This window comes from Lachnoanaerobaculum orale (assembly GCF_003862485.1).
GTDB classification, from domain to species: Bacteria; Bacillota; Clostridia; order Lachnospirales; family Lachnospiraceae; genus Lachnoanaerobaculum; species Lachnoanaerobaculum orale.
In genome coordinates this window covers 1,729,734-1,747,783 of record NZ_RRCM01000001.1, presented here as the reverse complement: position 1 = coordinate 1,747,783, position 18,050 = coordinate 1,729,734, and the positions used below count along the sequence as shown (strand labels likewise).

Genomic DNA, 18,050 nt, shown 5'->3' with positions numbered 1-18,050 from the left:
ATGTATTCGGTTGCATTGACCGATGTAGGCAGGATCAGACTCATAAATCAGGATACAGTATATGTAAGTGATGTACCGATAGGGGTACTGCCGAATTTATATATTGTGGCTGACGGCATGGGAGGAGAAAAGGCAGGAGATTATGCATCAAAGTCTCTTATCGGATATATGATAACATATATTGAAAATACAATGAAAATGCCTGTGGTGGCTATCCGAGAAGCCATAGAGTATGCAAATGAAAATTTGTATGCTGAAGGTATTAAAAATCCTAACCTTACAGGTATGGGAACCACCGTAGTGGCGGCAAGTATAATAGATAATACATTGTATGTTTTCAATGTCGGTGATTCCAGATGCTATATATTGGATGAGAACGGAATAGCTCAAATAACAAAGGATCATTCTCTTGTAGAGATGCTTGTATCCAAGGGCGAAATTACAAGAGAAAGCGACGAGTACAAAGAGAACAAAAGTAAGATAACCAGAGCTGTAGGGGCGGAAGCAAAGGTGCTTATTGACAGCTTTGAGGTGGAACTTTTGGGAAACGAGTATGTGTTATTATGTTCGGACGGACTTACAAACATGGTTGATGATAAGAAGATTTTTAATATAATATCTTCAGGAGCCGGTGTAGAGTCAAGTGCAAAAAGACTAATAGAGGAGGCAAATCTGTCAGGCGGAAGTGATAATATATCAATTTTGCTTGTAGATGTGAGTGCGAGGTAATATTATGAATCTTGAATCAGTTGTCTTGCAAGGAAGATATGAAATCATAGAAAAGATAGGCTCAGGCGGTATGTCCAATGTATTCAGAGCCAAAGACTTAAAACTTGGAAGAATGGTCGCTATAAAGGTTTTAAAGGATGAGTTTTGTACCGACTTAAACTTTGTTGAAAAGTTCAAAAGAGAGGCACAGGCGGCGGCAAGTCTTTTGGGTGAAAATATAGTAAATATCTATGATGTAGTGGATGAGGGTAGATACCACTTTATAGTAATGGAGCTTGTAGACGGTATAACCCTGAAAGAATATATAAGGATAAAGGGAAAGCTTGATATAACGGAGGGTGTAAGTATAGCCATACAGGTGGCAAGAGCGCTTAAGACGGCTCATGCTCAGCATATAGTGCATAGAGATATAAAGCCTCAGAATATACTTATAACAGATGACAGTAAAGTAAAGGTTGCGGATTTCGGCATAGCAAGAGCCGTATCCGAGCAGACTGTAAATGCGAATGCAATAGGTTCGGTACATTACATTTCGCCTGAACAGGCAAGGGGCGGAAGATGTGATGCCAGAAGTGATATATACTCTTTGGGTATTACAATGTATGAGATGTTTACAGGAAGAGTTCCTTTCACAGGTGAATCGACTGTAGCGGTGGCGCTTGCACATCTTGAGCAGGCTATGACACCTCCGAGTGTATACAATAATAAAATTTCACCGAATCTGGAAAGAATTATATTAAAGTGTACAAAGAAGGACCCTGCCAACAGATATCAAAATATTACTGAGCTTCTTGACGACCTTGAAAATGTGCTTTTAAACCCTGATACGCCGTATGAGATAAGCGGTTCAACAAAGATAATTAAGGCTGAGGATACCGCAATGCTCAGTCAGGTGGAGCCTATCGACGATATGAGTGATGATGAGTACGAAAGAGACGACAAAGAGGAAGAAGACGACGATGACGACTATGATGAGGAAGATGAAAAGATGGATAAGATTATGTCCGTTGCGGGTGTTATCATAGCGGTAATTATTGTGGTACTTTTGGTGTTCTTTGTTGGCAGATTTACAGGAGTATTCGGAGGTAAGGGTTCAGATACTTCACAGAGTAAGCTTGACTCCACACAGACAAAAATGCCTGATGTAGTGGGACTGTCCGAGAAGATGGCTGATAAGAAGCTTTCAGATAACAATCTTCAGATGCAGGTAAAGTCAAGTGAGTACTCGGATACCGTGGAAAAGGGAAATGTTATATCACAGGAGCCGAAGGCCGATGAAGTGGTATCAAAGTATTCAAAGGTAAGTGTGGTAATAAGTCTGGGTTCGGACGCTTTTGATATATCCAAGTTAAATCTTGTAGGTAAGACAAAGGAGAGTGCGGAAAGTTTGTTAAAGGAAAACGGATTCTCTACAGATACTAAAGAAGAACCTTCAGATACGGTTCCGAAGGGCTCAGTTATATCGTATACACCTACAAAGCCGAAAAACGGTGAAAGAGTGACTCTTACCGTCAGCAGCGGCAAGAAGGTAACAAAGGTGGTGGTTCCTAATATCACAGGCATGAGTGAGTCTGAGGCTAAGACATTGCTTGAGACAAACGGTCTTATGCTTGGAAATAAGGCCGAACAACACAGTGCGACCGTAGCAAAGGGAATTATAATAGGTCAGTCGACTGCGGCAGGTTCAAGCGTGGACAGCGGAAGCAGTGTAGACTATGCGGTAAGTAACGGTGTTGCGCCTGAAACAACTCAGGCAAGCAGTGAACAGTTAAGTCAAAGTACAAATGAACAGCAGCAGACACAGCCTACCAAGGCAACTGTAGCACCTACCAGTGTAGCGGCAAATTACAGATATGTAGGTTCAATCGATACTAACTATTCGTTGCAGGATGTGATAGGACCAAGCTCGGGACTCACCAGTGTAAAAGTTATGATAAGACTTAAGCAGACTGTAAACGGCAGCGATGTATATTCAACACTTATGGATGCAAGAACCGTAACAGGTGATACCATACTTCCTGTAAGATTCAGAACCATTGTAGGTGCAAACGGAGTCGATCAGGGACAGGTTGAGATTGTAAATGTGGATAGCGGAGAAGTATTGAAATCATATACGGTGGAGTTCTTTAGAGTTGAGTAATTTGGATGAAGGCAAAGTTTATTTTGCGAAGATAATAAAGGGAATTGCAGGTTTTTATTACTGTATAATACTTGATGAGTGTGAGAGAAAAGGGCAGATTTTTTCCTGTAAGGCGAAGGGTATTTTCAGAAATATAGGTATGAAACCGCTTGTCGGTGACAATGTGGATTTTGAGATTACAGATACCGAGGATCTTGAAGGAAATGTTGTGAAGATTCATAAAAGAAAAAATGCCCTGATAAGGCCGGCGGTGGCAAATATTGATAAGGTAGTGCTTGTTTTGGCGGTGGAATCTCCATCGCCGGCATTCTACTATCTGGACAAGTATTTGATAAATATGTCAAATGCCGGTATAAGAGTGGATATATGTTGGAATAAGACCGATTTAAATGAAGCCAAGGCTATAGAATATGCAAAAGTTTATGAAAATGCAGGATTTAAAAATATTATGGCATCAACTAAGACCGAAGGCGGACTTGATAAGCTTAGAGAGGCTCTAAAGGGTGAAGTCAGTGTACTTGCCGGAGCGTCGGGAGTAGGAAAGTCGTCTATAACCAATATCCTTGCGCCTAAGGCAAATATGGATACAAATACCGTCAGTAGGAAGATAGAAAGAGGCAGACATACAACCAGACATTCCGAGCTTTTTATGATCGATGATGACACATTTGTTTTTGATACGCCGGGATTTACAAGTGTTGAATCTCCTACCTTTGATAAAGAAGAACTCAGATTTCATTTTCATGAGTTTGATAAGTATGAGGGAAAGTGCAGATTTGCAGGCTGTGTACATATCAACGAACCTGAATGTGCGGTTAAAAAAGCTTTAGAAATCACGAGTATAAGCAGGATAAGATATCAGAGTTATAAAAAAATGTATGAGGAACTGTCTGAAAGGAGAAAATATTGAAAAAGAATATCGCACCGTCACTGCTTGCAGCAAATTTTTTTAATTTGTCGTCACAGCTTGAACTGCTTAAAAAAGGAGATATAGAGGTTTTGCACCTTGATGTAATGGACGGAATGTTTGTGCCGAGTATTTCATTCGGTATGCCTGTTATAAGTTCACTCAGAAAGTCTGTAGACTTTTTCTTTGATGTGCATATGATGGTGGAAAATCCTGAGAGGTATATAGAGGATTTTTATAAAAGCGGTGCAAACGGCATTACAATACACTTTGAGGCCTGTAAGCATATAGACAGATGTATCTCACAGATAAAGTCCTTCGGACTTAGAAGCGGTATTGCTATAAATCCGGCAACACCGGTTTCACTTTTACAAAATATCATCAGTGAAGTGGATATGGTGCTTATAATGAGTGTTAATCCGGGGTTTGGAGGACAGAAGTTTATTTCTTACAGCCTTGACAAGGTAAGAGAGCTGTCCAAACTTAGGGATGAAAAAAATAAGAATCTTATAATACAGGTGGACGGCGGTGTCGGAGTTGACAATATAAAGGAACTTTCAGACGCCGGTGTGGATGAGTTTGTTGCAGGTTCTTCCGTGTTTAAAGGAGATATTTTAAAGAACATACTTGATTTGAGAAATGCAATGGGAAGGCATAAAGTTTAATGAATGCAATAATTGTTACAGGCGGTGATATTGATTTATCACTGCTTGAGTCATATATAAGTAAAAATAAATATACGACTGTTATAAGTGTTGATGCGGCTGTCAAAAAGCTTGAAGAGACAGGTAAGTTGCCAAATGTAATGGTCGGAGATTTTGATACATTGGCGGATGAAAAGAGACTTGAGTACTATGCCGGTTTGGGCATTGAAATAGTAAGACATAATCCGGTTAAAGATTTCTCCGATACTGAGCTTGCAATAGACTGGGCATACAAAAGAAATATAACTGAAATAGTAATTTTCGGAGCACTGGGCAGAAGGTTTGACCACACATTTGCAAATATTTTAATGCTTAGAAAGTACAAAAAGTTAGGAGTGGATATAACGGTCGTTGACAGATGCAACAGGATATATGTAAAGTCAAATCCTTTTATTTTGGAAAAGCGCTTGGTGTGGGGCAAGTATATAAGCTTTTTTGCCGTGAAAGAAAAGGTCTTTATAGAATCTCTTACAGGAGTTGCATATCCTGTAGAAAACAAATATCTTGACAATATAGAAAATCCAAGCCTTTTTATCAGTAATGAGATAGTGGATGACTATATGAGTGTGATATTTGACGGTGAAATACTGGTAGTGGAGAGCAGAGATTAATTGACACAAAGGAAATATTATGTTTACAGAAATGATAAAGTGTGAATTTAAACAATTACAAAAACCGCTGAAACTTGTATCGACGATAATAGCTATAATGACAGTAACAGCTTTTTTGTTTATAAGATTAATATTCTTAATCTCAGGTATAAAGAGTACGTCAGCAATAATATTGTGGTATATAATTAGCGGTATTGTTAATTTATTTTGTGAGTTTATATACCCTGTTTTTACATTACTTATGTATATATATGGTGGAGATGTATTTTATAGAAGTATGTATTCTACAGATACATCATCTGCAAATAAACTGATTTTAAGTAAATTCATACCTATGGTAATATTTCAAATAGCGGTAAGAGTTGAAATGTTTGTAGCTGCAGCACTGATAATGGGTGAATTTGATTCAATAAGATACGGGTATGGATATGGAATATCTTTCAGTGATATAGTAAATTACTCGGAGTTTTATTTTATGGAAATCAATAATGGAGAATCAGTAACCGGGTTACTTGCATTTGAAGTTATTATAGCTAAAATAGTCGGTATTTTTACTACTACACTGCTTCTGTGGTTGTGTGTCTCTATAGGTAAATCTTTTAAAAAAGCAGGTGGTGCAATTGCAATGATACTTTTTATAGTTATTTGTAATTTGCTCTTAGCTGAGAATTTTACAGGACATTTGGTAAGACAGGTGATTTTAGGTGGTATAAAAGCCCCAGAAGGTATCCGATGGGGTGAACTTGACAGCCATATCTATGCAACGGCATCAATATTAAAAAATGCAGTATTGACAATAACCTATTATTTACTAAGTTGTCGTATTATCGGAACACGACTGAAACGTAAAAGTTGACTTTTACACTTTTAAATAAAAAGCAGATTATACAAGGTATCAGTCTGCTTTTTGATTTAATTAATATAAAATTTATTGTTTTTTCAGATTAAAAATTGTATTATATTTGTAGGTAATATTTATATTTCTTAAGTTATCTGTGTAATATTTTATTCTATATATTGTTAATTAGGGGGAGGTCTATGGAATTAAAGTCAAAGCAAAGGTTTATGGAGGCTATAGGAACATTGAATCCTATAGAAGATGCCGTGTTCAGAAAGATGGCGGAAAGTATAGAGTTTTGTGAAGAGATTTTGAGGGTATTTTTGCAGGAACCGAAACTGAGAGTTGTCAGTAATCATTCACAGCACTCTGTAACAAGCATAGAAGGCAGATCGGTTATACTGGATGCATATTGTGAGTTGGAGGATGGACGGAAAGTTAATGTAGAGGTACAAAATGCAAACAATACAGATCATCAAAGAAGAGTCAGGTACTACGGCAGTGTGTTGACAACAAGCCTGATGAAAAAAGGGGACAGTTTTGATAAAGTTCCAAATATTTGTATAGTATATGTCTGTAATTTTGATATATTTGGACTTAATAAGAGTCTATATGTAATAAAAAGAATTATTGATAAGACTGAGGTTGAGTTGGATAACGGCTTACAGGAAATTTATATCAGCCCGGTAAACGATGGAAGTCTCATAGCTGAGCTGATGAGAGTTTTTACAGAAAGTGATGTATACAATTTAAAATTTCCTGTAACATCGGAGATGAAACTTAGATTTAACAGAGAAACGAAGGGAGAAAAGATGACAGAGGCATTAAGAGGAGTATATGAAGCGCTGCGAGAAGAAGTCGACAGGGAGTCTATGAAAGCGGCCATGAGAGAAGGAATGGAAAGGGGTATAGAAGAAGGAAGAGCAAGGGGTATAGAAGAAGGTATAGCAAAAGGTGTGTTAAGCAGTCTGGTTTCATTAGTTAAAGACGGCTTAATAAGTGTTAGTGAAGCGGCAAAAAGAGCCGATATGAGTGAGGAAGACTTCAAAAAATATTTGGAATGATATTATATTGGGGAGACGGTAATTTTATGTTTGATTCGGTGAATTTAAAAAGTGTAAATAAGAGTTACGGTGTAAAACAGGCACTCAAAAATATCAATCTTAACATAGAGAGCGGAAAGATAGTGGGATTGCTTGGTCCGAACGGAAGCGGAAAGACCACTATGATAAAGCTTATTGTAGGACTTATAAAGCCAAGCAGCGGCATAGTAACAATAGACGGTCAGGAGCCCGGTAAGGTAACCAAGTCATATGTATCATATCTGCCGGATAAAGACTTTTTGGATATAAATATGAGTATTGAAGATACTATGAGGATGTTTGCCGGTTTTTATTCTGATTTTGATATAGGCATAGCATATAAATTGCTTGAAGATTTGCAGGTACCTTATAAATTTAAGATAAAGGCATTGTCAAAGGGAAACAGAGAAAAACTTATGCTTATACTTGTGATGAGCAGAAGAGCCAAGTTGTATGTACTTGATGAGCCGATAGCAGGAGTTGACCCTGTGGCAAGAGATTACATATTAAATACAATTGTGGGAAATTACAACAAAACAGCTACGGTGATTATATCAACACATCTTATTGCAGATGTTGAAAAGATACTTGATGATGTAATTTTTATAAAGGATGGAGAAATAATACTGCATGAGACATCGGCTGCCATAAGAAATGAAAAGGGATGCTCTGTAGATGAGTACTTTAGGGAGGTGTATGATGTCAGTCAAAATGATAAAGTACGAATTTAAGCAAATGAGTCACGTTTTACTTGTCGCTTTTATAGCATTATTTTGTGTTACTCTGATAGGACTTTTGATTGGCGTACTGCCTATTTTAATTTTCGGCGGTGAAAATTTGGAAACAGGCATATGGTCTATATTTGTGGCGAGCATTTCATTTTTAGCTTATGTCTTTATACTGATGGTTATAGCAATAGGGATGAATATATTTATAGGCTACAGATTCTATAAAAGTATGTATTCGTCTACAGGATATTTAACACATACATTGCCTTTAAGTACAAATGAGCTTATTCTCGGCAAGACAATACCTGCCATAGCGGTACAGATATCAGTTGATTTAATGGTCATAATATCGGCAGTGATTATATTTTTAGGATATTATGTGGCAAAAGACGGATTTGATAATGCGATATATAATATTTCAAGTCTGTTACAAATATTTGAGGGCAGATACTTTTATACAGGTTTCGGAATTGTATTGGCGGTAACTATGTTCGGAATATCTGCAGTTATACAAACAGTTTCCGTAACATTTATACTGCTTTTAGCTGCATCCATAGGCCAGCTGTTTAATTCACACAGAATACTTATGGGAGTTGTATCATTTATAGTTATAGATAGAATAATTGCGGCTGTTGAATGGGTTATAAATATGATAGTTACTGAAGTGGCCAAAGCGAATTACTACAGTAGAGGAACAGGTGTAATAATCAATCTCATTTTTATTGCAATTATAAATATAGGAGTGATTATTATATCATATGTACTCAATTACTACATTATAAGCAAAAAATTAAACCTGGAATAATAAATAAAATTTTATTGATTTAATTGAAAATATATTTAAAACTTATAAGTGGTATGATTGAAATTATCTGAATTGGATGTTTTAATCATACCACTATTTTTATATAATGATGACAGTTTAAGACATGGAGGAAAGAGTAATGGAGAGAATTAAAGACAGTACAGTATTTAAACTTGTGGTAACGGCACTTATGGCGGCATTATGTTATGTCAGCTTTACATATTTGAAGATTCCGATTCCTACAATATCAGGCGATATGACGGCACTGCATATAGGCAACGCATTCTGTGTTATAGCGGCAATATTGCTTGGCGGTGTATATGGCGGAGTGGCCGGAAGCCTCGGAATGACGATAGCGGATGTTTTGGATCCTGTATACATTACATCGGCACCGAAGACATTTATACTGAAGCTTTGTATAGGACTTATAGCAGGTTTTGTTGCACATAAGATTGCTCATATCACAGAGAGCCATGATACAAAGTACATTATAAAGTGGACTGCAATATCTTCAATATGCGGACTTGGATTTAATGTTATATTCGATCCGATCGTAGGATATCTGTATAAGACATATATATTGGGAGTTCAGGCCGATGCGGCCAAGATAATGGCTACATGGGCGGCAGGAACCACTCTTATAAATGCGATTGTCAGTACAGTACTTATAGTGATACTGTACACAGCACTAAGGCCCGTACTTATCAAATCAGGATTATTCCTGAAGATAAAATAGCATACTTCATTTTAAAGATATTTCCGTTTACCTTAGGGTAAGTGGAAGTATCTTTTTTAATGTGTAAATATGTGACAGGATGCAAGTATTTTCCCTAATATATTGCCACATTCAATAGAGTAGTATATAATACAGTCGTGGTGTTTGCCCGCTTTATGTGACAGCGGACAGAGAAATGTTGCATTTTGAAAGCAAATGGAGGTATACAATGGAGAAGTTGGAGCAGTTATATGAAGGAAAAGCAAAAAAGGTGTTCAAAACTGCCGACCCGGATGTGCTGATAGTTTCTTATAAGGATGATGCCACGGCATTTAACGGAGAGAAAAAAGGAACTATAGTCGGTAAAGGTGCGATTAACAATCGTATGACAAATCATTTGTTTAAGATTTTGGAAACGAAGGGGGTTCCTACTCACTATATTAAAGAGCTGAATGACAGAGAGACCGCTGTAAAAGCCGTAAAGATAGTTCCGCTTGAGGTTATAGTAAGAAACTATTCTGCAGGAAGCTTTGCAAAGAAGCTTGGAATGGAAGAGGGAATTAAGTTAAAGACGCCTACTCTTGAGTTTTCATATAAGGATGACGCACTTGGAGATCCTTTCATCAACGGATATTACGCACTTGCACTTGATCTTGCCACACAGGAAGAGATAGATAAGATTGCTTCATATGCTTTCAAGGTAAATGAGACATTGATAAATTACTTTGACAATTTAGGGATAGACCTGATAGATTTTAAAATTGAATTCGGAAGATATAAAGGAGATATCATTCTTGCTGATGAGATTTCTCCTGATACCTGCAGGCTTTGGGACAAGCAAACACATGAAAAGCTTGATAAGGACAGATTCAGAAGAGACCTTGGCGGAGTGGAAGACGCATATGCCGAAGTATTCAGAAGACTTGGAATAAATTAGGAGGCAGGTTTGAGAGACAGATATATAAGCCCGCTTTGTGAAAGATATGCAAGTGCAAAGATGCAGTATATTTTTTCACAGGATAAGAAGTTTAAAACCTGGAGAAGACTGTGGATTGCACTGGCGGAGACCGAAAAGGAACTCGGTCTTAATATAACCGACGAACAGATAGAAGAGCTGAAAAAATTCAAAGATGATATAAACTTTGATGTGGCACTTGAGAGAGAAAAGCAGGTAAGACATGATGTAATGAGTCATGTATATGCTTACGGAGTACAATGCCCGAAGGCAAAGGGAATTATACATCTCGGGGCTACAAGCTGCTATGTAGGTGATAATACAGATATTATAATTATGAAAGAGGCTTTGGAACTTGTAAGAGAAAAACTTGTCAATGTAATAAATGAGCTTTCAAAGTTTGCACTAAAGTATAAAGACCTTCCTACTTTGGCGTTCACTCATTTTCAGCCTGCACAGCCGACTACAGTCGGAAAGAGAGCCACGCTTTGGATAAATGAGCTTTTGCTTGACTATGAGGATATAAACTACACCATTGATAATCTGAAGCTTTTGGGATGCAAGGGTACTACAGGTACTCAAGCCTCTTTTGTGGAGCTTTTTGACGGAGATAATGAAAAGATAGATAAAATAGATCCTATGATTGCAGACAAGATGGGATTTAAAGAATGTTATCCGGTTTCAGGACAGACTTATTCCAGAAAAGTGGACATAAAGGTATTGAATGTCCTTGCGGGAATTGCGGCTTCCGCACATAAGTTTTCAAATGACATCAGACTTTTACAACACCTTAAAGAAATTGAAGAGCCTTTTGAAAAATCACAGATAGGTTCATCGGCAATGGCATATAAGAGAAATCCTATGAGAAGTGAAAGAATTGCATCGCTCTCAAACTATGTTATGAGCGATGTTATGAATCCGATGATGGTGGCTTCCACACAGTGGTTTGAGAGGACATTGGATGATTCCGCAAACAAGAGACTGTCCGTGCCTGAGGGATTTTTATGCATAGACGGTATACTTGACTTATATTTGAATGTGGTGGACGGACTGGTAGTATATCCGAAAGTTATAGAAAAACATTTGATGGCGGAATTGCCTTTTATGGCTACAGAGAATATAATGATGGATGCCGTGAAAGCGGGCGGCGACAGACAGGAGCTGCATGAAAGAATAAGAGAACTTTCAATGATCGCCGGAAAAAATGTAAAAGAACTTGGAGAAGACAACAATCTGCTTGATTTGATTGCAAACGATCCTATGTTCAATCTTTCAAAGGAAGAGTTGGAAGAATCTATGAAGCCTGAAAAATACATCGGCAGAAGCAGTGTTCAGGTGGAAGATTTTATAAAAAGAAATATCAAGCCTATCTTAGATGAATACAAGGATATTCTGGGATTAAAGGCTGATATAAATGTGTAAGGAGAATTGAATTAAATGGTAAGAGCTATAGTAGGTGCTAACTGGGGAGACGAGGGTAAAGGTAAAATTACAGATATGCTGGCTGCAAAGGCAGATATTATTATCCGTTTCCAAGGCGGAAGCAACGCAGGCCATACAATCATAAACAATTATGGTAAGTTTGCATTGCATTTGTTGCCTTCAGGAGTATTCTATGATCATACAACAAGTGTTATAGGCAATGGAGTTGCACTTAATATTCCGTATTTGATTAAGGAAATAAATGAAATAGTAGAAAAAGGTGTTCCGAGGCCTAAGATTTTGGTATCCGACAGAGCACAGCTTTTGATGCCGTATCATATTTTGCAAGATACCTATGAGGAAGCAAGGCTTGCCGGAAAGGCATATGGCTCTACCAAGTCGGGAATAGCTCCTTTTTATTCAGATAAGTTTGCAAAAATCGGTATTCAGGTAAGCGAACTCTTTGACGATGAGATACTTGAAGAAAAAGTGGAAAAAATCTGCACACTTAAGAATGTAATGTTCAAGCATCTTTATCATATGCCTGAGCTTGACAAAAGTGAACTTATGAATACACTTCACGAGTACAGAGATATGATAGAGCCTTTTGTATGTGACGTAAGTACATATTTATATAAGGCAATCAAAGAGGGAAAGAATATTCTTTTAGAGGGTCAGCTCGGTTCACTTAAAGATCCTGACCACGGAATCTACCCTATGGTTACATCATCATCCACATTGGCGGCATACGGTGCAATCGGTGCAGGTATAGCGCCATATGAAATAAGTGATATAACAACAGTTGTTAAAGCATACTCATCTGCAGTAGGAGCGGGAGAGTTTGTAAGTGAAATTTTGGATGAAGCTGTAGCCGACGAGCTTAGAAGAAGAGGCGGAGACGGCGGTGAGTTCGGTGCCACCACAGGAAGACCGAGAAGAATGGGATGGTTTGATGCGGTTGCCTCAAGATACGGTGTAAGAATACAGGGTACTACAGAGGTTGCACTTACAGTACTTGATGTACTCGGATATCTTGATGAGATTCCTGTATGTGTGGGCTATGATATAAACGGCGAGATTACAAAGGACTTCCCTACAACAAACAAGTTAAAGCTTGCAAAGCCTGTGTATGAATATCTTCCGGGATGGAAATGTGATATCAGAGGTATAAAGGAATATGACAAGCTGCCTGAGAACTGTAGGAAATATATCGAGTTTATAGAAAAAGAACTTGAAGTGCCTGTAAAATTGGTAAGCAACGGACCGGGCAGAGACGATATTATCTATAGATAAAAGCCTGAATGGTGATTTGCCCCATATCAGAATAGACTGATATGGGGCTTGACTATGCATTAAGTAAGGAGAAATAATGATAGACATAATAGAGAAGCTTCAAAAAGAAGCTTTAGAGAAGATAAACAGTGCGGAGAATAAAGAAAGATTAAATGAACTCAAAGTAGCATATCTCGGTAAAAAGGGAGAGCTTACAGCACTTCTTAAAAATATGAAGAATATAGCTCCTGAGGACAGGGCCGAGTTCGGTAAAGTAGTGAATGAGGCGAGAGAGGCTATTGAAAATACACTTGAAAATGTAGGAAACGAGCTTTCAAAGCTTGCACTTAAGGCAAGACTGCAGGCTGAGACCATAGATGTTACACTACCTGCCAACAAAAGAGAGTTCGGACACAGCCATCCGAATGTAATTGCATTACATGAAGTTGAAAAAATATTTACAAATATGGGATATGAAGTTGTCGAAGGACCTGAGATAGAGTTTGACGAGTACAACTTTACCAAGCTTAATATACCTGCAAATCACCCTGCAAAGGATGAACAGGATACCTTCTATATATCAAAGGATATAGTACTTCGTACACAGACATCACCTGTACAGGCAAGAATTATGGAGACAGGTAAGCTTCCTATAAAGATGTTAAGCCCGGGAAGAGTATATCGTTCTGACGAGGTGGATGCTACACACTCACCTACATTTAACCAGATAGAGGGACTTATCGTAGATAAGGACATCACATTTGCAGATCTTAAGGGAACACTTGAAGTATTTGCAAAGAAACTTTTCGGAGAAGATACAAAGGTTAAATTCAGACCTCACCATTTCCCTTTCACAGAGCCCAGTGCGGAGATGGATGTGACATGTTTTAAATGTCACGGAAGCGGATGCAGGTTCTGTAAGGGCAGCGGCTGGATAGAGATACTTGGCTGTGGAATGGTACATCCTCATGTATTTGATATGTGTGGAGTTGATAAGAATGAGTATAACGGATTTGCATTCGGTATCGGACTTGAGAGAATTGCACTCTTAAAGTATGAGATAGATGATATGAGACTCTTATATGAGAACGATATCAGATTTTTAAAGCAGTTTTAGTCAACAAATATACATAGAGCAGAGGTAAAGAATGGATACAGCATTATCATGGGTAAAGGCATATGTGCCTGACTTGGATGTGACACCAAGTGAATATACAGATGCAATGACTCTAACCGGAACCAAGGTAGAGGGTTATAAAGAATTAGATAAAAATCTTGAGAAAATAGTAGTAGGTGAGATACTTTCAATAGAAAAACATCCTGATGCGGATAAACTTATTATATGTCAGGTGGATGTAGGCAATGAGAAAATACAGATAGTTACAGGAGCACCTAATGTTTCGGTAGGTGATAAGGTACCTGTAGTTTTGGACGGCGGAAAAGTTGCAGGAGGACATGACGGCGGTCCTTTACCTGAGAACGGAATAAAGATAAAAAAAGGTAAGCTTCGCGGAGTGGAGTCATTTGGAATGATGTGCTCTATTGACGAGCTGGGACAGGACAAAAACTACTTCCCTGACGCACCTGAGAGCGGAATCTATATTCTGTCAAAGGATGCAAAGGTAGGAAGCGATGCTATAGAGCTTTTGGGACTTAGAGATACCGTATTTGAGTATGAGATAACATCAAACAGAGTGGATTGCTACGGTGTAATAGGAATTGCAAGAGAGGCGGCAGCTACATTTAAGAAAAAGTTTGTATTACCGAAGGTAAATGAAACAGGAAACAGTGAAAATGTAGCCGACTATCTGAGTGTTGAAGTAAAAGATAATGAGCTTTGCAAGAGATATGTTGCCAGAGTTGTAAAAAATATCAAGCTTGCGCCATCACCTGCATGGATGCAGGAGAGACTTCGTGCCGTAGGTATAAGACCTATAAACAATATAGTGGATATTACAAACTATGTAATGGCGGAGTACGGACAACCTATGCACGCCTTTGACTACGACTTGCTTGAAGGACATAAAATAGTAGTTGACAGAGCAAAAGACGGGGAAGAGTTTGAGACACTTGACGGAGTTGTAAGAAAGCTTGATAAAGACATTCTTATGATAAATGATGCCAAAAAGGCTGTGGCAATTGCAGGTATCATGGGCGGTGAAAACTCAAAGATTACAGATGATGTGTCTACAATGGTATTTGAGTGTGCTACATTTGACGGTACAAATATCAGACTTTCATCAAAGAGACTTGGACTTCGTACAGACTCGTCAGGTAAGTTTGAAAAAGGACTTGATCCAAACAATGCATATGATGCAATGATGAGAGCCTGTTCTTTGGTGGAAGAACTGGGTGCAGGCGAGGTTGTAGGAGGATGTGTTGATGTATATCCTGTAAAGGTTGTGGAATCAAGGGTGAAATTTGAGCCTGACAGGATTAACAAGTTACTTGGAACAAACATATTAAAGGAAGATATGCTTGAAATCTTTGACAGAATTGAGTTAAAATATGATAAAGAGACTGATGAGATAGTGGCTCCGACCTTCAGACAGGATATTCACTTTATGGCGGACCTTGCAGAGGAAGTGGCAAGATTCTTCGGATACGACAAGATACCTACCACATTGCCGAAATCAAGTGCAACTATAGGCGGAATCAATTTAAAACTTGAGATAGAAGAGATTGCAAGAGAAGTTGCAAAATTCTTGGGATTCTCGGAAGCAATGAACTATTCATTTGAAAGTGCCAAGGTCTTTGATAAGCTGAACCTTTCAAAGGACAGTCACTACAGAAACGCTATTGAGATTTCAAATCCTCTCGGTGAGGACTTCAGGATGATGAGAACGCAGGCTGTAAACGGCATTTTGAATTCTTTATCAACCAACTACAACAGAAGAAATAAGGATGTTCATCTTTTCGAACTTGCAAACATCTATATTCCTAAGGAACTTCCGCTAAAGGAATTACCTGACGAGAGAATGCAGTTTGTACTCGGATTCTACGGAAAAGAAGATTTCTTTGATATGAAGGGAGTTGTGGAGGAATTCCTTACAACTATAGGAATTGATTCAAAACTTCACTATGACCCAAGCTGTAAGGAAGAGTTTTTGCATCCGGGAAGAAAGGCCGATATAATACTTGACGGTGTACGCTTAGGATACTTGGGTGAGGTACATCCGAGCGTTTGTGAGAATTATAAGCTGGGTGAGAGAACATATATTGCAGTGCTTGATTTGCCGAATATTATTCCTTTTGTAAACTTTGATATAAAGTATACCGGAATAGCAAAATACCCTGCAACATCAAGAGATATTTCGCTTGTAGTACCGAAAAATATCTTAGTCGGCGAGATAGAGGATGTTATCGAGCAAAACGGCGGAAGCAATCTTGAGTCATTCAAATTATTTGATATATACGAGGGTGACCAGATAGATGAAGGATTTAAGTCCGTTGCTTATTCACTGACATTCAGAAACAAGGAGAGGACTCTTCTTGATACTGAAGTGAATGAGGTTATGGATAAAATTTTAAATAAGCTTGAGGCTAAGAATATAAAAATCAGATCTTAAGTCTTTTACATGAGTCTTTTAGCGGTATTGTTTTTTGAAAAGTGAGAAAAAATGGGTAGAAGTAGGAGAAGGAAAAAAAAGAGTAAAGCTTTTGTCAGATATTTTTGCCTTTTTGTATGTGCTGTTATCTTACTTACTTCTTTACTGATCGGAGATGACGCCGGGGCTTATGGAGAAGGAAGAAGTGCTATATTTAAAAATCCTGTCAATCCGGATTATGAGAGCAATGATAACGGAGTAAAGACATCGTTCAGATTAAGAGCACTCAATAATCTGAGCGGAGAGGCTGAGTACGGATCCAATGCAATGTCACTTATATCGGTAAGTGATGAGGACAATAAAAGAAGTACGATAAAGAACTTTGCGGATATACTGGATATGGATATATACAGCAACCTTTGTTTTTGTGCGAATATAGAAAACGGTTCAAATGTGGACAGAGATATAAGCGTGGACATAGTAATGCCGCCAGGTACGGACGGCAGTGTGTCCACAATAAGGCTTATCAACTCGAATCTTGATATCTTTAAGGGAGATTTGACAGGTGTGGATATCAAGTATGAGACAGATAAAGGCAGCGTTACAGAGGCACAAAGAAAATCAGGAGAGAGCCTTGACTTCAATAAAGTAAAGACAATCAAAATAGAGGGTAAGATATCTGCAGGACAGAAGTTTGAAGGTGTTTTACCTATGGAAATCATTGAAAATAAATCATTACCTGAGAAAAAAGATGAGTTTGTAGATGATTTAAAGACTATTGAAGAGATAAATACCGACAATAATTTTGATTTTAAGATAAACTACAGATACCCTATCAAAAAGAACCTTGACATAAGCATTGCAACCTGCCACGGAAGTGAGAAAACTGAAGATTTTGCAAACGGTAAAATAGTAGGTATAGCAAAAAGAGACGAGGAAAGCTATGATATACTGCCAAGTGATATAATAGATAAATTCGGCGATGCTAATACCGCTTCCTTTTCAATGTTTTACAAGGATGAAAGAAAAGATGCTTTTGTAAATGACTACACCTTTGTAAGTGTGGATACAAACGGATTACAGGATTTGGTAAAGAACAGAGGATATTCACTGCTTATAAAAGATGCTGCATTGGAGAATAAATATGATTTTATAGTGGGCGAAAAAAAACATATTTATGAAGACGGACTTGAACTGAACCTTGGAAAAAAGGACAAATACGGACATATACTTTCAAAGGTATATGTGGAATTTCAAAAAGTGCTGGATTGCAATGACAGTGAAGTGATACTTGGTAAAGAGTGGAATGAATTTGACAACCTGATATCTGCAAAAATTCAAAGCGGTAGTGAATTTACCGACATAGATAGAAGTAAGATAAAGGTTGAAAGCAATGTGGATACAAAGAAAAAGGGCGACTACACTGTAAAATATTCCTATGAGATATTGCCGAATACTTGGATAAGCAACAGTGCAAATGTAAAAGTTGTGGAAGGTAACGAATCTTTACAGACAGATGCCGAAATTAAAAGCGGAAGCAGTGTGAAGATAGAGTAATCTTTGCTTGCAATAGTTATGGTTTAGTGATATTACC

The 18,050-nt window shown here is 37.9% G+C and carries 16 protein-coding genes; all 16 read left to right on the top strand.

The features are described from left to right. The 16 genes from EHW90_RS08295 to EHW90_RS08220 all read left to right on the top strand — a co-directional run bounded on the left by EHW90_RS08295 (position 1) and on the right by EHW90_RS08220 (position 18,013). Entirely contained in the window at positions 1 to 729 is a 729-nt protein-coding gene (locus EHW90_RS08295; RefSeq protein WP_124952343.1) for a Stp1/IreP family PP2C-type Ser/Thr phosphatase, read from the top strand. Between the two features lie 4 nt (positions 730 to 733). Continuing rightward, the gene (gene pknB, locus EHW90_RS08290) at positions 734 to 2,869 is read left to right on the top strand and encodes a Stk1 family PASTA domain-containing Ser/Thr kinase (protein WP_124952342.1); all 2,136 of its coding nucleotides are present in this window, start codon (positions 734 to 736) and stop codon (positions 2,867 to 2,869) included. Beyond that, a complete protein-coding gene (rsgA, locus tag EHW90_RS08285; protein WP_124952341.1) occupies positions 2,862 to 3,779 on the top strand; it encodes a ribosome small subunit-dependent GTPase A in 918 nt (305 codons plus the stop codon). Before pknB ends, rsgA begins: the two co-directional genes overlap by 8 nt. Then, positions 3,776 to 4,441 (top strand): ribulose-phosphate 3-epimerase, encoded by a 666-nt coding sequence (gene rpe / locus EHW90_RS08280; protein ID WP_124952340.1) that lies wholly within the window; start codon positions 3,776 to 3,778, stop codon positions 4,439 to 4,441. Before rsgA ends, rpe begins: the two co-directional genes overlap by 4 nt. Continuing rightward, positions 4,441 to 5,091, top strand: a complete 651-nt coding sequence (locus EHW90_RS08275; protein WP_124952339.1) for a thiamine diphosphokinase — start codon at positions 4,441 to 4,443, stop codon at positions 5,089 to 5,091. The genes rpe and EHW90_RS08275 overlap by 1 nt, the downstream gene beginning before the upstream one ends. Before the next feature lie 19 nt (positions 5,092 to 5,110). Further along, a complete protein-coding gene (locus tag EHW90_RS08270; protein WP_124952338.1) occupies positions 5,111 to 5,947 on the top strand; it encodes a hypothetical protein in 837 nt (278 codons plus the stop codon). 182 nt (positions 5,948 to 6,129) lie between these two features. Continuing rightward, a complete protein-coding gene (locus EHW90_RS08265) occupies positions 6,130 to 6,993 on the top strand; it encodes an Rpn family recombination-promoting nuclease/putative transposase (RefSeq protein ID WP_124952337.1) in 864 nt (287 codons plus the stop codon). Positions 6,994 to 7,019: 26 nt separating this feature from the next. Further along, on the top strand, positions 7,020 to 7,742 hold the full coding sequence (locus tag EHW90_RS08260) for an ABC transporter ATP-binding protein (protein ID WP_124952336.1): 723 nt from the start codon (positions 7,020 to 7,022) through the stop codon (positions 7,740 to 7,742). Then, positions 7,708 to 8,544, top strand: a complete 837-nt coding sequence (locus tag EHW90_RS08255) for a hypothetical protein (RefSeq protein ID WP_243113944.1) — start codon at positions 7,708 to 7,710, stop codon at positions 8,542 to 8,544. Before EHW90_RS08260 ends, EHW90_RS08255 begins: the two co-directional genes overlap by 35 nt. A 139-nt stretch (positions 8,545 to 8,683) precedes the next feature. Next, positions 8,684 to 9,280, top strand: a complete 597-nt coding sequence (locus EHW90_RS08250) for an ECF transporter S component (protein ID WP_124952335.1) — start codon at positions 8,684 to 8,686, stop codon at positions 9,278 to 9,280. Between the two features lie 208 nt (positions 9,281 to 9,488). Further along, positions 9,489 to 10,196, top strand: coding sequence for a phosphoribosylaminoimidazolesuccinocarboxamide synthase (gene purC, locus EHW90_RS08245; RefSeq protein WP_040457932.1), 708 nt, complete (start codon positions 9,489 to 9,491; stop codon positions 10,194 to 10,196). 60 nt (positions 10,197 to 10,256) lie between these two features. Next, complete coding sequence (gene purB / locus EHW90_RS08240) at positions 10,257 to 11,636, top strand: adenylosuccinate lyase (protein WP_448946179.1); 1,380 nt, start codon at positions 10,257 to 10,259, stop codon at positions 11,634 to 11,636. Between the two features lie 15 nt (positions 11,637 to 11,651). After that, on the top strand, positions 11,652 to 12,929 hold the full coding sequence (locus tag EHW90_RS08235; RefSeq protein ID WP_124952333.1) for an adenylosuccinate synthase: 1,278 nt from the start codon (positions 11,652 to 11,654) through the stop codon (positions 12,927 to 12,929). A gap of 76 nt (positions 12,930 to 13,005) precedes the next feature. Then, complete coding sequence (pheS, locus tag EHW90_RS08230) at positions 13,006 to 14,025, top strand: phenylalanine--tRNA ligase subunit alpha (protein ID WP_009445297.1); 1,020 nt, start codon at positions 13,006 to 13,008, stop codon at positions 14,023 to 14,025. Between the two features lie 31 nt (positions 14,026 to 14,056). Beyond that, positions 14,057 to 16,477 carry a phenylalanine--tRNA ligase subunit beta gene (gene pheT / locus EHW90_RS08225; protein ID WP_124952332.1) on the top strand — a complete coding sequence of 807 codons (2,421 nt, stop codon included), beginning with the start codon at positions 14,057 to 14,059 and terminating at the stop codon, positions 16,475 to 16,477. 51 nt (positions 16,478 to 16,528) lie between these two features. Next, the gene (locus EHW90_RS08220; RefSeq protein ID WP_124952331.1) at positions 16,529 to 18,013 is read left to right on the top strand and encodes a bacterial Ig-like domain-containing protein; all 1,485 of its coding nucleotides are present in this window, start codon (positions 16,529 to 16,531) and stop codon (positions 18,011 to 18,013) included. Positions 18,014 to 18,050: the final 37 nt, after the last annotated feature.